At 71.1% G+C, this 16,020-nt stretch carries 18 protein-coding genes and 4 tRNA genes; 16 read left to right on the top strand and 6 right to left on the bottom strand.

The window, feature by feature from the left end; all coding sequences use genetic code 11:
• Positions 1-135 precede the first annotated feature (135 nt).
• Both AC1DUQ_RS06795 and AC1DUQ_RS06800 read right to left on the bottom strand, forming a co-directional pair.
• The gene (locus AC1DUQ_RS06795) at positions 136-363 is read right to left on the bottom strand and encodes a tyrosine-type recombinase/integrase (RefSeq protein ID WP_477061938.1); all 228 of its coding nucleotides are present in this window, start codon (positions 361-363) and stop codon (positions 136-138) included.
• 6 nt (positions 364-369) lie between these two features.
• Positions 370-663, bottom strand: coding sequence for a hypothetical protein (locus tag AC1DUQ_RS06800; RefSeq protein WP_477061939.1), 294 nt, complete (start codon positions 661-663; stop codon positions 370-372).
• Positions 664-1,006: 343 nt separating this feature from the next.
• On the opposite strand from AC1DUQ_RS06800, the gene AC1DUQ_RS06805 reads away from it, so the two are divergent.
• The gene (locus AC1DUQ_RS06805; RefSeq protein WP_477061940.1) at positions 1,007-1,756 is read left to right on the top strand and encodes a M15 family metallopeptidase; all 750 of its coding nucleotides are present in this window, start codon (positions 1,007-1,009) and stop codon (positions 1,754-1,756) included.
• 485 nt (positions 1,757-2,241) lie between these two features.
• Here the strand turns inward: AC1DUQ_RS06805 and AC1DUQ_RS06810 are convergent.
• The 3 genes from AC1DUQ_RS06810 to AC1DUQ_RS06820 form a co-directional block, all read right to left on the bottom strand.
• Positions 2,242-2,316 (bottom strand) — tRNA-Val (locus AC1DUQ_RS06810).
• A 49-nt stretch (positions 2,317-2,365) separates the two neighbouring features.
• Positions 2,366-2,436: transfer RNA gene (locus AC1DUQ_RS06815), tRNA-Cys, on the bottom strand.
• Between the two features lie 55 nt (positions 2,437-2,491).
• A tRNA-Gly gene (locus AC1DUQ_RS06820) sits at positions 2,492-2,563 on the bottom strand.
• A gap of 146 nt (positions 2,564-2,709) precedes the next feature.
• Between AC1DUQ_RS06820 and AC1DUQ_RS06825 the strand changes: the two genes are divergently transcribed.
• Together AC1DUQ_RS06825 and AC1DUQ_RS06830 are read left to right on the top strand one after the other, a co-directional pair.
• Complete coding sequence (locus AC1DUQ_RS06825) at positions 2,710-3,777, top strand: chorismate-binding protein (protein WP_477061941.1); 1,068 nt, start codon at positions 2,710-2,712, stop codon at positions 3,775-3,777.
• 4 nt (positions 3,778-3,781) lie between these two features.
• Positions 3,782-4,645 carry an aminotransferase class IV gene (locus AC1DUQ_RS06830; protein WP_477061942.1) on the top strand — a complete coding sequence of 288 codons (864 nt, stop codon included), beginning with the start codon at positions 3,782-3,784 and terminating at the stop codon, positions 4,643-4,645.
• Between the two features lie 62 nt (positions 4,646-4,707).
• On the opposite strand, the gene AC1DUQ_RS06835 is transcribed toward AC1DUQ_RS06830, so the two are convergent.
• Positions 4,708-5,061 carry an SsgA family sporulation/cell division regulator gene (locus AC1DUQ_RS06835; RefSeq protein WP_477061943.1) on the bottom strand — a complete coding sequence of 118 codons (354 nt, stop codon included), beginning with the start codon at positions 5,059-5,061 and terminating at the stop codon, positions 4,708-4,710.
• A gap of 366 nt (positions 5,062-5,427) precedes the next feature.
• On the opposite strand from AC1DUQ_RS06835, the gene AC1DUQ_RS06840 reads away from it, so the two are divergent.
• From AC1DUQ_RS06840 to ruvA, 13 genes are all read left to right on the top strand, one after another.
• Positions 5,428-5,500 (top strand) — tRNA-Val (locus AC1DUQ_RS06840).
• A 133-nt stretch (positions 5,501-5,633) separates the two neighbouring features.
• The gene (gene thrS, locus AC1DUQ_RS06845) at positions 5,634-7,646 is read left to right on the top strand and encodes a threonine--tRNA ligase (protein ID WP_477061944.1); all 2,013 of its coding nucleotides are present in this window, start codon (positions 5,634-5,636) and stop codon (positions 7,644-7,646) included.
• 2 nt (positions 7,647-7,648) lie between these two features.
• Entirely contained in the window at positions 7,649-8,200 is a 552-nt protein-coding gene (locus AC1DUQ_RS06850) for an HIT family protein (protein WP_477061945.1), read from the top strand.
• A 7-nt stretch (positions 8,201-8,207) separates the two neighbouring features.
• The gene (gene pgsA / locus AC1DUQ_RS06855) at positions 8,208-8,822 is read left to right on the top strand and encodes a phosphatidylinositol phosphate synthase (protein WP_477073542.1); all 615 of its coding nucleotides are present in this window, start codon (positions 8,208-8,210) and stop codon (positions 8,820-8,822) included.
• The gene (locus AC1DUQ_RS06860) at positions 8,819-9,781 is read left to right on the top strand and encodes a phosphatidylinositol mannoside acyltransferase (protein WP_477061947.1); all 963 of its coding nucleotides are present in this window, start codon (positions 8,819-8,821) and stop codon (positions 9,779-9,781) included. The genes pgsA and AC1DUQ_RS06860 overlap by 4 nt, the downstream gene beginning before the upstream one ends.
• Positions 9,778-11,004 carry a glycosyltransferase family 4 protein gene (locus AC1DUQ_RS06865; RefSeq protein ID WP_477061948.1) on the top strand — a complete coding sequence of 409 codons (1,227 nt, stop codon included), beginning with the start codon at positions 9,778-9,780 and terminating at the stop codon, positions 11,002-11,004. The genes AC1DUQ_RS06860 and AC1DUQ_RS06865 overlap by 4 nt, the downstream gene beginning before the upstream one ends.
• Entirely contained in the window at positions 11,001-11,657 is a 657-nt protein-coding gene (locus AC1DUQ_RS06870; RefSeq protein WP_477061949.1) for a hypothetical protein, read from the top strand. Before AC1DUQ_RS06865 ends, AC1DUQ_RS06870 begins: the two co-directional genes overlap by 4 nt.
• A gap of 99 nt (positions 11,658-11,756) precedes the next feature.
• Positions 11,757-12,680: a pyridoxal 5'-phosphate synthase lyase subunit PdxS gene (gene pdxS / locus AC1DUQ_RS06875; RefSeq protein WP_477073543.1), complete on the top strand. Its 924-nt coding sequence runs from the start codon at positions 11,757-11,759 to the stop codon at positions 12,678-12,680.
• Positions 12,610-13,224 (top strand): NUDIX hydrolase, encoded by a 615-nt coding sequence (locus AC1DUQ_RS06880; protein ID WP_477073544.1) that lies wholly within the window; start codon positions 12,610-12,612, stop codon positions 13,222-13,224. The genes pdxS and AC1DUQ_RS06880 overlap by 71 nt, the downstream gene beginning before the upstream one ends.
• Positions 13,225-13,269: 45 nt before the next feature.
• Positions 13,270-13,869 (top strand): pyridoxal 5'-phosphate synthase glutaminase subunit PdxT, encoded by a 600-nt coding sequence (gene pdxT / locus AC1DUQ_RS06885; RefSeq protein WP_477073545.1) that lies wholly within the window; start codon positions 13,270-13,272, stop codon positions 13,867-13,869.
• A gap of 67 nt (positions 13,870-13,936) precedes the next feature.
• Positions 13,937-14,692 (top strand): YebC/PmpR family DNA-binding transcriptional regulator, encoded by a 756-nt coding sequence (locus tag AC1DUQ_RS06890; protein WP_477061953.1) that lies wholly within the window; start codon positions 13,937-13,939, stop codon positions 14,690-14,692.
• A gap of 150 nt (positions 14,693-14,842) precedes the next feature.
• Entirely contained in the window at positions 14,843-15,409 is a 567-nt protein-coding gene (gene ruvC, locus AC1DUQ_RS06895) for a crossover junction endodeoxyribonuclease RuvC (protein ID WP_477061954.1), read from the top strand.
• 83 nt (positions 15,410-15,492) lie between these two features.
• On the top strand, positions 15,493-16,020 hold a 528-nt coding region (gene ruvA, locus AC1DUQ_RS06900), incomplete at its 3' end, for a Holliday junction branch migration protein RuvA (protein WP_477073546.1).

Genomic DNA, 16,020 nt, shown 5'->3' on the forward strand with positions numbered 1-16,020 from the left:
GCGCCGCTGACCTGCACACACATGGTGGACGGTACTGGGATCGAACCAGTGACCTCTTCCGTGTCGGGGAAGTCAGGCGATGCCGTCTGATCTGCGGGTTGGTGCATCGGCTCAGGTCAGAGGCCCTATAGATCCCTACGCGCTACTCCGCGCCACCCCCGGACTCTCGGCTGATGTTCCGCCAATGTTCCGCCGGAACACGTCGGCGTACGGGTCCGCGACGTCGTCGGCGCGCGGCTGGAACCGGGCGTAGGTGTCGAGCGTGGTCGACGGCTTGGAGTGCCCGAGGCGGTGCGCGACCTCGATGGGTGGCAGCCCAGCCGCGAGCATCCACGACGCCGCGGTGTGCCGCAGGTTCCGCATCGTGATCTAAGGCACCGGGCTCCCGTCGACGACTGCTGACGCGACCGCGGGATCCCACACACGGCGTCGCAGGTTGTCGCGACGAACGTGGACGCCGCGCTCGGCCGTGAAGAGGAGCTGTCCGCGCTGGCGGTCCTGCTGCGCGATGTGCTCGGCCAGGAGGTCGACGACGCGGTCCGGAATGGGGATCCACCGGTCAGAGCCGCGGGTCTTGCCGGACTCGCGCAGCTCGACGACCCCGCCGACCTCTTCGAGGACCCGGTGCCCGACGTGCACGCGCCGCCGGGCCGGCTGGGGCATGGGTCGGGCGGCAGCTGCACGGTGCGCTACAGGACGCGGTCCGCTGGCACCCAGGCGTGCCAGTGCTGTTCGGGGCCGATGGTCTGCCGGATGCAGAGCCAGGCTGCGGGTGCTGGTGGTGCGGGTGCGCGTGACCGGTGGGCGGGGTGCCGGCGAGCTGGTCAGCTCGAGCCACATTGACCAGGCCTCCCCGTAACACGGTCGGGACGCTAGCCTGGATGTGCTGCGAGACACCGCGGCCGCACCGACGGCGCCGCGGATCGTCGCGGACGGCTCGGAAGGGCACGGGACTCGTGGGCATCCAGCGTGCACCAGGGCGGGGCACGATCGAGGTCGGCTGGCCATGACCCCGGTCGCGATCCTCAACGGGCTCTTGCCGGAGAGCATGCTCGCCACTATCTCGGGCACCAATCAGCGTGTGGCGCGCGAGTTCGTCGCGCAGACCGAGGCACTCCGGACAGCGTTCCAGGAGAGGTTCGGGAAGGCACTCAAGATCACCGACGCGTACCGGACGTTCGATGAGCAGGTGAGCTTGAAGGCTGATCTGGGCTCCTTCGCCGCCAAACCGGGAACGTCGAACCACGGGTGGGGCCGGGCCATCGACTTCGGGTCCGGCGTGAATGTGGAGGAATCAGCCGAGTACCTCTGGATGAAGGCGAACGCTCCCGATTTCGGCTGGCACCATCCGAAGTGGGCCGAGGACAACAACCCGAAGAACGGCCAGCAGGAACCGTGGCACTGGGAGGCGACGTTAGCCGCCGGCCTCTTCGACGTCAGCCCCGAGATGGAGGACGACATGTACAACGAGGACGATCGCTTCGCCATGGGCCTGGTCCTCGCGGCGGTAGGACGCATGGAGATAGCCATGGGGCAGGTGGTCCCGAACACGAACCGGCTCCCGCACATCCACACCCAGGCGGACATCATCGCCGCGGGTGTGGGCAACGTCACGAACGGCGTCGTGACTCTGTTGGCGCGTGACCCCGGTGCCGTGACGGCGGCCGACATCGCTGAGGCGATCCCGGACGACTTCGTCGAGCTGGTCGCCGCGGCGTTGGCCGCCCGGATCCAGGGCAGGCACCCGCCTGGGTGACGCGGTCGCGGCGATGCCTGCGTGAGGTCGGTAGCCCTCGTAGCTCGCACGTCAGTGACAGATGCGGCCGGATCGCTTGTCACACGACTCCCCAACAACGAGAGGTCCGGTCCAGCTCACATCGGCTCCCGACGAGCCCGGGCGTCCGTCCGACGACCTCCTCATACGCGTGCCACGCCGAGTGGTGAGGGTTGATCGCAGATGACTGGGCGCTGCCATTGATCGCGCGGTGGTGTCAGCGCCGCACCGCTGATCGGTTGCGCTGGGCCATTCCGAACCGCATCGGGATGATGCGTCGTGGTGCGGTGCGGTTCGAAGTACGCGGATGCGGTCGGTGTAGTCCATGCGGCGGACGGTACGGGGGAGCGGTGACAGGCGGGCCGTCGCGGAACAGGAACTGATGCTGGTGTTCCGCCGATGCTCCGCCGTACGGCAGAGGCCCTCTCCGTCGTGAGACGGAAAGGGCCTCTGACCTGCGGTGATGCTGGTGGGCGATACTGGGATCGAACCAGTGACCTCTTCCGTGTCAGGGAAGCGCGCTACCGCTGCGCCAATCGCCCGGGGATCAAGCCGGGTCATGCATGGGGTGAAACACAAGAAGCTGCTACGAGGTGGAGATGGGATTCGAACCCACGTATACGGCTTTGCAGGCCGCTGCCTCGCCACTCGGCCACTCCACCCTGAGACCGCAGTCCTCAGCGGCTGCGGTCAGCCGATCAGGAGTGTCTGCCTCCGAGCGGACGACGGGATTCGAACCCGCGACCCTCACCTTGGCAAGGTGATGCTCTACCACTGAGCCACGTCCGCACAGCACGTCGTTCCGGCATTCACCGGTGTTCCGTGTGCGTCCCGAACTCTAACTGACGATCTCCGCGAGAGTCCAACTGGCTCCCGGCAGCCGGGTGATCGTGCGGATCGCGGGTGGTCGGGGTGCCGGTCGATAGCGTGTGCGGGTGCCTGAGCAGACCCTCCGTTCCCGTGGCGTCGCGTGGTTCGCGGGCGTGCAGGCGAGGGGTGTCGTCGAGGTCGTCGACGTGCGGGCCGAGCCCGAGCGGCTCTCGGTGCCGGGCTGGTGGGCGGTCGTCGGGGACTTCGAGGGACGTGTCCGGGCGTGGCGTTTCGCCGAGACCAGGACCACGGGTCCGACGACGACGAGTGCCTGGACCGGGCCGGACGTGACTGCCTGGGTCTCGTCTCTGGACCGTGCCGAGTACGTCTCCGCGGTGGACCGGGTGCGCGACCGCATCCAGGAGGGCGACGTCTACCAGGCGAACCTCTGCCGCGTGCTCAGTGCGCCTCTGCACGACGAGCCGGATGCGCGCGCACTGGGTGCAGTCCTGGCGGCGGGCAACCCGGCGCCCTACGCGGGCGGGTTGCACGTGCCGGGAGAGGCCTGGGTGGTCACGGCGTCGCCCGAGCTGTTCCTGCGGGTGGAGGACGGTGTGGTGACGTCGGGTCCCATCAAGGGGACGGCGGTCACCGCGGACGCGCTGACGGACAAGGACCGCGCCGAGAACGTCATGATCACCGACCTCGTGCGCAACGACCTGCAGCGCGTGTGCGTGCCGGGCACCGTGGAGGTGACGACCCTGCTGGGCGAGGAGCACCACCCCGGCCTGGTCCACCTCGTCAGCACGGTCCAGGGCGTCCTGGCCGACGACGTCGTGCGAGCCCCTGACCTGTGGGCGCGGCTGCTGGATGCCACGTACCCGCCGGGGTCGGTGTCGGGCGCCCCGAAGTCGTCGGCCCTCGACATCATCGCCGCCCTGGAGACCGCCCCGCGGGGGCCGTACTGCGGAGCGGTCGGGTGGATCGAGGTGAGCCCCGACGGCTCGGTGCGGGCGGAGCTCGCCGTCGGCATCCGCACGTTCTGGTGGGAGGACGGCGTGCTGCGGTTCGGTACGGGTGCGGGGATCACGTGGGGGAGCGACGCGCAGGCCGAGTGGGCCGAGACCGAGCTCAAGGCCGCGCGGCTCGTCGGCCTCGCCTCCGGCGTCCGTGTCGAGCCGGTGACAGACTGACCCGATGGGTGTCGTGATCTGGTCGAACGGTCGTCTGCACGGTCCGGAGGACCTTCTCCTGTCGGGCATCGACCACGGGCTGACCGTCGGCGACGGGGTGTTCGAGACGTGCGCGGTCTACGACGGCACCGCGTTCGCGCTCACTCGTCACCTGCGACGCCTGAAGCGGTCCGCGCTTGGCATCGGCCTGGCCGAGCCCGACGAGGACGCGGTGCGCGACGGGGTCGCTGCGGTGCTCGCCGCCGCCGGACCGGACACGGGCCGGCTGCGGATCACGCTCACGGGCGGGCCGGGTCCGCTGGGCTCCTACCGGTTCGCGCCCGAGGACCAGCGCCAGAGCGTCCTCGTCCTGGCGGGGCCGGGCGCGCGGTCCGAGGTCTCGCGCGTCGTGCGGGTGCCGTGGGTGCGCAACGAACGGTCGGCGGTCGCCGGCCTGAAGACGACGTCGTACGCGGAGAACGTGGTCGCCGTGGCCGAGGCGTACCGGCAGGGCGCCGACGAGGCCCTGCTGGCGAACACCGTCGGGGAGCTCTGCGAGGGCACGGCGTCCAACGTCTTCGTCGAGCGCGACGGCGAGCTGGTGACCCCACCGCTGTCCAGCGGTTGCCTGGCCGGCATCACCCGCGAGCTCCTGCTCGAGTGGTCGGCCGCCGCGGGGCACCCGGTCCGGGAGGCGGCGCCGGGGGAGCTCCGGTACGAGGTGCTCGACGAGGTCGCCGGCGGGACCGCGCACCTGACGATGAGCGGCTCCATCCGCAACGTCTCGCCCGTCGTGAGCCTCGACGGCACCGACGTCGTCGTGGGGCCGCTCTCGAGGCAGGCGCAGCAGCTGTTCCAGGCACGGTTGGCGGACGACCTCGACCCCTGACCGCGTCCGGACATGCGACGACCGGCCCCGCCTCAGGCGGAACCGGTCGGCGTGAGCTGTGGTCAGGCTGTCAGCAGCGCGGCGATCAGCGCCGTGATCTCGCCTTCCATGCGGTCGCTCTCCGTGCCCAGAGGCACGAGGGCCTCGGTTCCGGCGAGGAATCGCTCGATGGGCTCCGTGGGGGCGGCGAGCAGCGCGCTGCCCTCGACACCACTGAGCGACACGAGCGTGTAGTCGGGGTCTTCGTCACGCCACACCTGCACGTCACCGGTCCCGGCGGGGGCATCGGCCGTCGCGTGCATCCCCAGAGAGAGGAGCTCGCGGCCGATGAGCCAGGTCGACATGGTGTGGGGGCCGGTGAAGACCGCGCGCACCGTGTACGGATCGGAGGTTCTGAAGGAGAACTCGGCGCTCACGGGGATGACGCTGGCGTCGGACCCGATGAGCTGCATGGCGACGACCTCGACGACGTCATAAGTCGAGCTCGGCATCGGGTCCTCCTGTTCGCAAGGGCTGGAGGTCCCATCATGGCAGGCCAGATGCCCGATTGGACCGGTAGGCGCTGCGAGTTCACCCGGAGGGACGCGCGGGTGGCTCGAGAGACCAGGTGACAGCACCCATCTTGGGGACGGCGCACCCTCTTGACGCCAGCGCCACGACCTGCGTGCGACGCGTTTCGGATTCTAGACCCGACACGGGTAGCATCCTCCTCGATGTCACCCGCGGGTGCACGTCCTCTCTGCGTACCGGCGTGTCGCAGCGATGGCGTCGCCGGCGACGACGGGCGATTGGCTCAGTTGGTAGAGCGCCTCGTTCACACCGAGGAGGTCATCGGTTCGAGTCCGGTATCGCCCACTCGATCAGAAGGGGTCGGCCCAGACGGGTCGGCCCCTTCTGTCGTGCATAAGAGGTCCGGGGGGCGACGAGCCCGCCGGTAGCATCGAGGGGCTCGCCGCCAGGGCGAGCGGCCACGAAGGAGGCTGTACCGGTGCCCGAGCTCATCACCCTGACCGTCGACGGGATCGCGACCACGGTGGAGCCGGGGACGACGGGTACCGACCTGTACTCCGCCCGCCGCGACGTCCTCGTCGCCCGCGTGGACGGCGAGCTCCGTGACCTGCACCTGCCTCTGCCGGACGGCGCCGTCGTGGAGGCCGTGACCATCGAGGAGCCGGACGGCCTCGCGGTGCTGCGGCACTCCGCCGCGCACGTGCTCGCGCAGGCCGTGCAGGAGGTCAACCCGAAGGCCAAGCTCGGCATCGGCCCGCCGATCACCGACGGCTTCTACTACGACTTCGACGTGGACACCCCGTTCACCCCCGACGACCTCAAGGCGATCGAGAAGGTCATGGGCCGGATCGTCAAGGAGGGGCAGACCTTCCGGCGCTGGGACGTCACCGAGGAGCAGGCCCGCGCCGAGATGCGCGAGGAGCCGTACAAGCTGGAGCTCATCGGCCTCAAGGGCGACCCGACGGCGGCCGACGGTGCGTCCGTGGAGGTCGGGCTCGGTGGCCTGAGCATCTACCAGAACGTGCGTGGAGCCGGCCGCGAGAGCGAGGCGGTCGTGTGGCAGGACCTGTGCCGCGGGCCGCACGTGCCGAGCACCCGGGTGCTCGGCAACGGCTTCCAGCTGACCCGGTCGGCGGCCGCCTACTGGCGCGGGTCGGAGAAGAACCCGCAGCTGCAGCGTGTCTACGGCACCGCGTGGCCGACGAAGGACGAGCTGCGCGCCTACCTCGAGCGCATCGCCGAGGCAGAGCGCCGCGACCACCGCAAGCTGGGCAACGAGCTGGACCTGTTCTCCTTCCCGGAGGAGATCGGCTCCGGGCTGGCCGTGTTCCACCCCAAGGGCGGCATCATCCGCATGGAGATGGAGCACTACTCCCGCCGGCGGCACGTGGAGGCGGGGTACTCGTTCGTCAACACCCCGCACATCACCAAGGAGCAGCTGTTCCAGATCTCGGGGCACCTCGACTGGTACTCGGAGGGCATGTACCCCCCGATGACCCTGGACGAGGAGCGCGACGCCGAGGGCAACATCCGCAAGCAGGGGCAGAACTACTACCTCAAGCCGATGAACTGCCCGATGCACAACCTGATCTTCGCGGCGCGCGGGCGCTCGTACCGGGAGCTGCCGCTGCGGCTCTTCGAGTTCGGCACCGTCTACCGCTACGAGAAGTCGGGTGTGGTCCACGGCATGACCCGCGCGCGCGGGTTTACCCAGGACGACGCGCACATCTACTGCACCCGCGAGCAGATGAAGGACGAGCTGACCAGCCTGCTGACCTTCGTGCTCGACCTGCTCAAGGACTACGGGCTCGACGACTTCTACCTGGAGCTGTCCACCAAGAACCCGGAGAAGTCCGTCGGTTCCGACGCGGCCTGGGACGAGGCCACCGAGACCCTGCGCCAGGTGGCCGAGGCCTCGGGTCTGGACCTGGTTCCGGACCCGGGCGGTGCCGCGTTCTACGGTCCGAAGATCTCCGTGCAGGCGAAGGACGCGCTGGGACGCACCTGGCAGATGTCGACCATCCAGCTCGACTTCAACCTGCCGGAGCGGTTCGAGCTCGAGTACACCGCGCCCGACGGCACTCGCCAGCGGCCCGTGATGATCCACCGCGCGCTGTTCGGGTCCATCGAGCGGTTCTTCGCCGTGCTGACCGAGCACTACGCCGGTGCGTTCCCCGCGTGGCTGGCGCCCGTGCAGGTGCTCGCGGTGCCCGTCGCGGAGCCGTTCGAGGGGTACCTCGACGACGTCGTGTCGCAGCTGCGCGCGCAGGGGATCCGTGCCGAGGTGGACCGGTCCGACGACCGGTTCGGCAAGAAGATCCGCAACGCCAGCACGCAGAAGATCCCGTTCGTGCTCATCGCGGGCGGCGAGGACGCGGACGCCGGGGCCGTGTCGTTCCGCTACCGCGACGGCCGCCAGGACAACGGTGTGCCGGTCGCGGAGGCGATCGAGCGGATCGTCTCGGCGGTGCGCGACCGCGTGCAGGTCTGAGCGTGAGCGAGCCCGCCGACCACTTCGCCGGCGTGCCGGACGGCTTCCAACGGCTGTGGACACCGCACCGGATGGCGTACCTGGGCGGCCAGGACAAGCCGGTCGACCGCGAGGCCGGCCAGGGGTGCCCGTTCTGCCGCATTCCGACGCTGTCCGACGAGGACGGACTCATCGTCGCGCGCGGCGAGGTCGCGTACGTGGTRCTCAACCTGTACCCGTACAACTCCGGTCACCTGCTGGTCTGCCCGTACCGGCACGTCGCCGACTACACGGACCTGACGGAGGCCGAGGTCACCGAGGTCGCCGAGCTCACCCGCACGGCGATGCGCGTCCTGCGCGAGGTGTCGGCGCCGCAGGGCTTCAACCTCGGTATGAACCAGGGCGACGTGGCGGGTGCGGGCATCGCGGCTCACCTGCACCAGCACGTCGTCCCCCGGTGGGGTGGGGACTCGAACTTCCTGCCGATCGTCGGGCGCAGCCGCGCGCTGCCCGAGCTGCTGGGCGACACGCGGGCACGGCTGGCGGCCGCCTGGCCGACCGGATCGAAGGGATGATCGGCACGTGCTGAACGGACTGCGCGGCGCCATGACGCGCTTCTTCACCCCGATCGCCAGGGCGCTCCTGCGGCTGGGCGTCTCGCCGGACGCGGTGACGATCGCGGGAACCCTCGTCGTCGTCGTCACCGCGCTGTGGGCGTTCCCCACCGGACACCTGCTCGTCGGCACCCTGGTCATCGCAGTCTTCGTGCTCACCGACTCGCTCGACGGCGTGATGGCACGCCAGGCGGGCCGGTCCGGACCGTGGGGCGCGTTCCTCGACTCCACCCTCGACCGGTTCGGCGACGGCGCGATCTTCGCCGGGCTCGTCCTGTGGTTCACCGCAGGCGGGGACRACCGGCTCACCGCGGTCCTGGCGCTGGCGTGCCTCGTGCTCGGCTCGATCGTGCCGTACGCGAGGGCACGCGCCGAGGGTCTCGGCATGACCGCCTCGGGCGGCATCGCGGAGCGGGCCGACCGGCTCGCTCTCGTGCTCGTGGCGACCGCGGCGGTCGGCTTCGGCGCACCGGACGTCGTCCTCACCGTCGTGCTCGCCCTGCTCGCGCTCGCGTCGGCCGTGACGATCGTGCAGCGGATGAGCAAGGTGTACCGCCAGGCCGCGGCGCAGGTGTCCGAGTGAAGGTCGACGTCGCCCGCGCCTACGCCCTCGCGTGGAAGGTGGCCGGCAGGCTGCCCGGCGCGGTGCTGCGCGCCCTGTGCGACCTCGCGGCGGACGTGTCCTGGCTGCGGCACGGCGGGGGCGTCCGCCAGCTGGAGAAGAACCTCGCACGCGTGCGTCCCGAGCTGGACGCGCGCGGGCTGCGCAGGCTCAGTCGTGCGGGCATGCGGTCGTACATGCGCTACTTCGGGGAGGCGTTCGCCCTCGCGACGATGTCCCCGGAGCAGGTCGACGCGCGCGTCCGGGCCGTCGGCATGGAGAACCTGCGTCGCTTCACGGACCAGGGCCAGGCCGTGATCCTCGCGCTCGGCCACACCGGCAACTGGGACCTAGCCGGCGCGTACTCCACCCGAGCGATCGCGCCGGTCACCACGGTGGCCGAGCGCCTCGAGCCCGAGGAGCTGTTCCAGGAGTTCGTCGCGTTCCGGGAGAGCATCGGGATGACGATCTTCCCGCTGACGGGTGGGGGAGACGTGTTCCGGGGTCTGGTGCGCGCGGCCCGCGGGGGCGCGGGTCTGCTGCCCCTGCTCGCGGACCGCGACCTCACGGCCAAGGGTCTCGAGGTGGACCTGTTCGGACACAAGGCGCGCGTGGCCGCGGGTCCCGCCGCGCTGTCGGTGACGACCGGTGCGCCGCTGGTCACCACGGTCATCTACTACGAGCGGCTCCGTGGCGCGCAGCGTCGGGCGGCCGGGTCGCCGTGGGGCATCGTCATCCAGTTCAACAAGGCGATCGAGATGCCGGCCGGCGTGCCGCGTGCCGACCGGGTGCGCGCGATGACGCAGGCCTGGGTCGACGAGTTCGCCGCGGGCGTCCGGCAACGCCCGCAGGACTGGCACATGCTGCAGAAGGTGTTCGTCGAGGACCTGGACCCCGCCCGCTACGAGGCGATGCTCGCGGCGCAGGGGAGCGCGTCGTGAGCCCGCGCAAGGCGGAGCGGGCGCTGCGGGTCGGGATCGTGTGCCCGTACTCCTACGACGTCCCCGGCGGGGTGCAGTTCCACGTGCGGGACCTGGCCGAGGCGCTGATCGCCCGCGGGCATGACGTCTCGGTCCTGGTGCCCGCGGACGACGAGACGCCGATCCCGCCGTACATGACCGCGGCCGGCCGTGCCATCCCGGTCCGGTACAACGGGGCGGTCGCGCGGATGACGTTCGGTCCGGTGACGGCCGCGCGCGTCCGCAAGTGGCTCGCGGCGGGGGAGTTCGACGTCCTGCACCTGCACGAGCCGGTCACGCCCAGCCTCGGGATGCTCGCCCTGTGGATCGCCGACGGGCCGATCGTGGCCACGTTCCACACCGCCCTGATCCGGTCGAGGCCGCTCCAGATGGCCTACCCCTTGGTGCGGCAGTCCCTGGAGAAGATCTCCGCCCGGATCGCCGTGTCGGAGGACGCTCGCCGCACCCTGGTCGAGCACATGGGCGGCGACGCCGTGGTGATCCCCAACGGGGTCTACGTCGACGCGTTCACCGCGGCGCAGCCGGACCCGCGCTGGACCGGAACTCCCGAGCGGCCCACCATCGCGTTCCTGGGGCGGCTCGACGAGGCGCGCAAGGGCCTGCCGGTCCTCCTCGAGGCCGTCCCGCGCGTGCTCGCCGTCATCCCCGGTGCCCGCTTCCTCGTCGCCGGTCGCGGTGAGACCGGTCCGGAGGAGGTGCGCGAGCTGCTGGGCGAGGAAGCTGCCGCGGCCGTCGAGTTCCTCGGCGGGATCTCCGACGACGACAAGGCGAACCTGCTGGCCTCGGTCGACGTCTACTGCGGTCCGCAGACCGGCGGCGAGAGCTTCGGGATCGTCCTGGTCGAGGCGATGAGCGCGGGAGCCACCGTCGTCGCCAGCGACCTCGGTGCGTTCTCCCGCGTGCTCGACGACGGCGAGGCCGGCGAGCTGTTCCGCACGGGCGACAGCGAGGACCTCGCGCGCACGCTCGTGCGGGTGCTGCAGGACCCGGAGCTGCGGGCCAGGGTCTCCGCGCACGCGCTCGAGGTCGTCCGGCAGTACGACTGGTCGACCGTGACGGACCAGGTGCTGGCCGTCTACGAGATGGTCGTCGCGGGGCGGCAGTCACCCGTCGGCGAGGACCCGTCGTCGGTGCGGGGCGCGCGGCTGCTCGAGCTGCGCCGAAACAGGGGTGAGTCCCGATGAGGTGGTCCGAGATCACGGTCTACGTGACGATCGTCCTCGCGCTCGCCGGGTGGTGGCTGTGGGTGGCGGCGTCGCGCCTGGACCGCCTGCACCGCAAGGTCGGGACGTCCCGCGCGGTGCTCGACGCCCAGCTGGTCCGCCGCGCGACGGTCGCGGCAGAGATCGCGACGTCGGGTCTGCTCGATCCCGTGAGCTCGGTGCTCGTCGGCGAGGCCGCGTGGGCCGCGCTGTCAACGGGGACGAGCGAGCTGCCTGCCGACCTGCTCGCACTGGTGGGTCCCGACGACGCGCCCGCGGGTGGTGCTGCCCTGCTGGAGGTCGACCGAGGAGGCATCGAGAGCGAGCTGTCGGCGACGCTGCGCGAGGCTCTCGACGAGCCCGAGGAGGTGGCCGCGCTGCGCGCCGACCCCGCAGGTGAGGAGCTGATCGGGCTCCTCGCCTCGTCCTGGTACCGCGTGCAGCTGGCCCGTCGGTTCCACAACGAGGCGGTCGCCCAGACGGCGCGCGCCCGGCGCGGTCCGCTGGTCCGGCTGCTGCGGCTGGCCGGCCACGCGCCCGAGCCGCGCAGCCTGGAGATGGACGACGCATGGCCCGAGAACCTCGGCCGTCCGGGCGCGCGCAGCGGCCCCGCGGAGACCACCTCCCCGCGCTGAGACGCGCCCGGACGTGCGTCGAGCACGGTCTACGATTGCCCGATCAGGCCGCTGACGCGGCCGCACACCCCGACCGCACCACGATCTGTGAGGCTCGACGTGACCAGCGAGAACAGCCAGCCCACCACCGCGACGCACGCCGGCGTCATCGGCACCGCCCGCGTGAAGCGGGGGATGGCCGAGATGCTCAAGGGCGGCGTCATCATGGACGTTGTCACCGCGGACCAGGCGAAGATCGCCGAGGACGCCGGAGCTGTCGCCGTGATGGCCCTCGAGCGCGTGCCCGCCGACATCCGCGCCCAGGGCGGCGTCGCGCGCATGAGCGACCCGGACCTGATCGACGGCATCATCGAGRCCGTCTCCATCCCCGTCATGGCGAAGGCCCGGATCGGCCACTTCGTCGAGGCGCAGGTGCTGCAGTCGCTCGGTGTCGACTACGTCGACGAGTCCGAGGTGCTCACGCCCGCCGACTACGCGCACCACATCGACAAGTGGGCCTTCACGGTTCCCTTCGTCTGCGGCGCCACGAACCTGGGCGAGGCCCTGCGCCGCATCACCGAGGGCGCGGCGATGATCCGCTCCAAGGGCGAGGCCGGCACGGGTGACGTCTCCAACGCCACGACCCACATGCGCACCCTGCGCGACCAGATCCGCCGCCTCACCTCGCTGCCGGAGGACGAGCTGTTCGTCGCCGCCAAGGAGCTGCAGGCGCCGTACGACCTGGTCAAGGAGGTCGCCCAGGCGGGCAAGCTCCCCGTCGTGCTGTTCACCGCGGGTGGCATCGCCACCCCGGCGGACGCCGCGATGATGATGCAGCTCGGCGCCGAGGGCGTGTTCGTCGGCTCCGGCATCTTCAAGTCGGGCAACCCCGCCGAGCGTGCCGCGGCGATCGTCAAGGCGACCACGTTCTTCGACGACCCGGACGTCATCGCCAAGGTCTCCCGTGGCCTGGGTGAGGCCATGGTCGGCATCAACGTCGAGGACGTGCCGGAGCCGCACCGCCTCGCCGAGCGCGGCTGGTGACGCAGGACCACGCCATGTCGGAGGCCGCGGGCGCCGGGGCGACGACGGTCTGCTGTTCCGCGAGGCTGCCCGCGTGATCCTGCTCGACGAGGACGACCGCGTGCTGCTGATCCGCGGGCACGACGCCGACCAGCCCGACCGCAGCTGGTGGTTCACGGTCGGCGGGGGGATCGACGACGGCGAGGACGCGCTGTCCGCCGCCGTGCGCGAGGTCCGCGAAGAGACCGGCATCGTGCTGGACCCTGCGCAGGTCCTCGGCCCGGTGTTCACCCGGTCGGCGATCTTCGACTTCTACGCCGAGCACTGCCGGCAGGACGAGATCCTCTACCTGGCGCGCGTCCCCGCCGCCGCGTTCGCCGCGGTCGACCGGGCCGGCTGGACCGACCTGGAGCTCGACGTCATCGACGAGCTGCGCTGGTGGGCGCTCGACGACCTGGACCTGGTGGACCTCGRGGTGTTCCCCGACCGGTTGGTCGAGCTGGTGCGCGGCCTGCTGCCGGCGTGGGACGGCGTCACGCGACATCTCGGTCTGGCCCGGGAGTAGGACCGTCGACGAAGCACCGGTCCGCGACGCCTAGACTCGCCCGTCGTGACCGTGACCGTCGGAGTCCTCGCCCTGCAGGGTGACGTGCGCGAGCACGTGCACGCCCTCACGTCCGTGGGTGCGCACGCCGTGCCCGTGCGTCGGCAGCGGGAGCTCGACACGGTCGACGCCCTGGTGATCCCCGGTGGCGAGTCGACGACCATCGACAAGCTCCTGCGGGCGTTCGAGCTGTTCGGTCCGGTCCAGGAGCGGTTGCGCGCCGGGATGCCCGCGTACGGCTCCTGCGCGGGGATGATCCTGCTGGCCGACCGCGTGATCGGCGGGATCGAGGGGCAGCAGACGCTCGGCGGGGTCGATGTCACCGTGCGCCGCAACGCATTCGGGCGGCAGGTGGAGTCGTTCGAGACCGACCTGTCGATCGAGGGTGTGGACGGGCAGGTGCACGCGGTGTTCATCCGGGCGCCGTGGGTCGAGGAGGTCGGTCCCGCCGCCACGGTGCTGGGCCGCRTCGAGTCGGGTCCCGCCGCCGGTAGGATCGTGGCCGTCCGCCAGGGCCCCTTGCTCGTGACCTCGTTCCACCCGGAGGTCACCGGGGACACCCGGGTGCACCAACTGTTCGTAGAGATCGTCCGCGACAGCCTGTGAGGACCGGCGCGGCAGCCGGCTCCGGGGCACCCGGACATGCACAGAAGACGAAGGGGTTGCTGAAGCGATGTCGGGTCACTCCAAGTGGGCCACCACCAAGCACAAGAAGGCCGTGGTCGACGCCAAGCGGAGCAAGCTCTTCGCCAAGCTGATCAAGAACATCGAGGTGGCCGCGCGCACCGGCGGCGGTGATCTCGCGGGCAACCCGACGCTCTTCGACGCGGTCCAGAAGGCCAAGAAGAACTCGGTCCCGATCGACAACATCAACCGCGCGGTCAAGCGCGGGTCCGGCCAGGAGGCCGGTGGCGCCGACTACTCCACGATCATGTACGAGGGCTACGGCGCCGGAGGCATCGCGGTGCTGGTCGAGTGCCTGACCGACAACCGCAATCGCGCCGCGTCCGACGTCCGCGTGGCGTTCACGCGCAACGGCGGCCAGATGGCCGACCCCGGCTCGGTCTCCTACCTGTTCTCCCGCAAGGGCGTCGTCATCGTGCCCAAGGAGGGCACCGACGAGGACTCCGTGGTCGAGGCGGTCCTCGACGCCGGCGGCGAAGAGGTCAACGACATCGGCGAGGCGTTCGAGGTCCTCTCCGAGGCGACCGACCTCGTCCCCGTCCGCACGGCCCTGCAGAACGCCGGCATCGAGTACGACTCCGCCGACGTCGTGTTCTGGCCCGCCACGCAGATCGAGGTCGACGCCGAGGGTGTGCGCAAGATCCTGCGCCTCATCGACGCCCTCGAGGACTCCGACGACGTGCAGAACGTCTACGCGAACTTCGACGCCTCCGACGAGGTCATGGCGGAGCTCGAGGAGGACTGACCTGCGCGCCTCCCGGTCCGTCGCCCGATCGGTTGCGAGCAGGAGGAGCTACCTGCGCGCCTCCCTGTCGGTCGCCCGATCGGTTGCGAGCAGGAGGAGCTACCTGCGCGCCTCCCTGTCGGTCGCCCGATCGGTTGCGAGCATGAGCCCGTGCGCGTCCTCGGAGTCGACCCCGGCCTGACCAGGTGCGGTCTCGGCGTCGTCGACGGTCTCTCGTCGCGTCGACTGTCCATGGTCGCCGTCGGCGTCGCGACGTCCGACGCCCTGTGGGACGTCGACCAGCGGCTCCTGTTCATCGAGCGGCAGATCGAGGAGTGGCTCGAGGAGCACGCGCCCGACGCGGTCGCCGTCGAGCGGGTGTTCGCCCAGCAGAACCTGCGCACCGTCATGGGCACCGCGCAGGTCGCCGGCATCGCGATGGTCGCCGCGGCACGCCGCCGGATCCCCGTCGCGCTGCACACGCCCAGCGAGGTCAAGGCCGCGGTGACCGGCAACGGGCGTGCGGACAAGGCGCAGGTCCAGACGATGGTGCAGCGGCTGCTCCAGCTCGACGAGCTCCCCCGGCCGGCGGACGCGGCCGACGCGTTGGCACTCGCCGTGTGCCACCTGTGGCGACCCGCCGGTGCGCTCGGTGCACCCCAGCGTGCGCCGGGCTCGATGACCGCGGCGCAGCGGGCGTGGGCCACCGCCGAGCAGGCGGCCCGGCGCCGCGGCTGACCGCGTGTCTTCGTACACGTGTTCGTCTGCGTGTGCCAGAGTGTCCGTCAGCAGATTCGTTCTCGACTGATGGAGGTGGCCGGGTGATCGCGTCGGTCCACGGCACGGTGCAGGCGTTGCGGCTCGACGCCGCGGTGGTCGAGGTCGGGGGAGTCGGGCTGCTCGTGCACGCGACACCGGCCACCCTCGCGGGGTTGCGGGTGGGCTCCACCGCGCAGCTGGCGACGTCGCTGCTGGTCCGGGAGGACGCGCTGACCTTGTTCGGGTTCGCCGACGCCGACGAGCGCGAGGTCTTCGAGACCGTGCAGACCGTCAGCGGTGTCGGTCCCCGGCTGGCGCTGGCGATGCTCGCGGTGCACACGCCCGACGGCCTGCGGCGCGCGGTGCTCGACGAGGACCTCAAGGCCCTGCAGCGCGTGCCCGGCATCGGCCTGAAGGGCGCGCAGCGCATCGTGCTCGAGCTCAAGGACCGGATCGGGGCCCCCGCGAACGTGTCCGCCCCGGCGGCCGCGGTGTTCGGCGGCGACCGCCGCGACCAGGTGGTCGAGGCCCTCGTCGGCCTCGGCTGGAACGCGCGCGCGGCCGGTGACGCGGTGTCGACCGTCCTCGAG

The sequence above is a fragment of the Cellulomonas sp. P4_B5_2 genome, assembly GCF_056402235.1.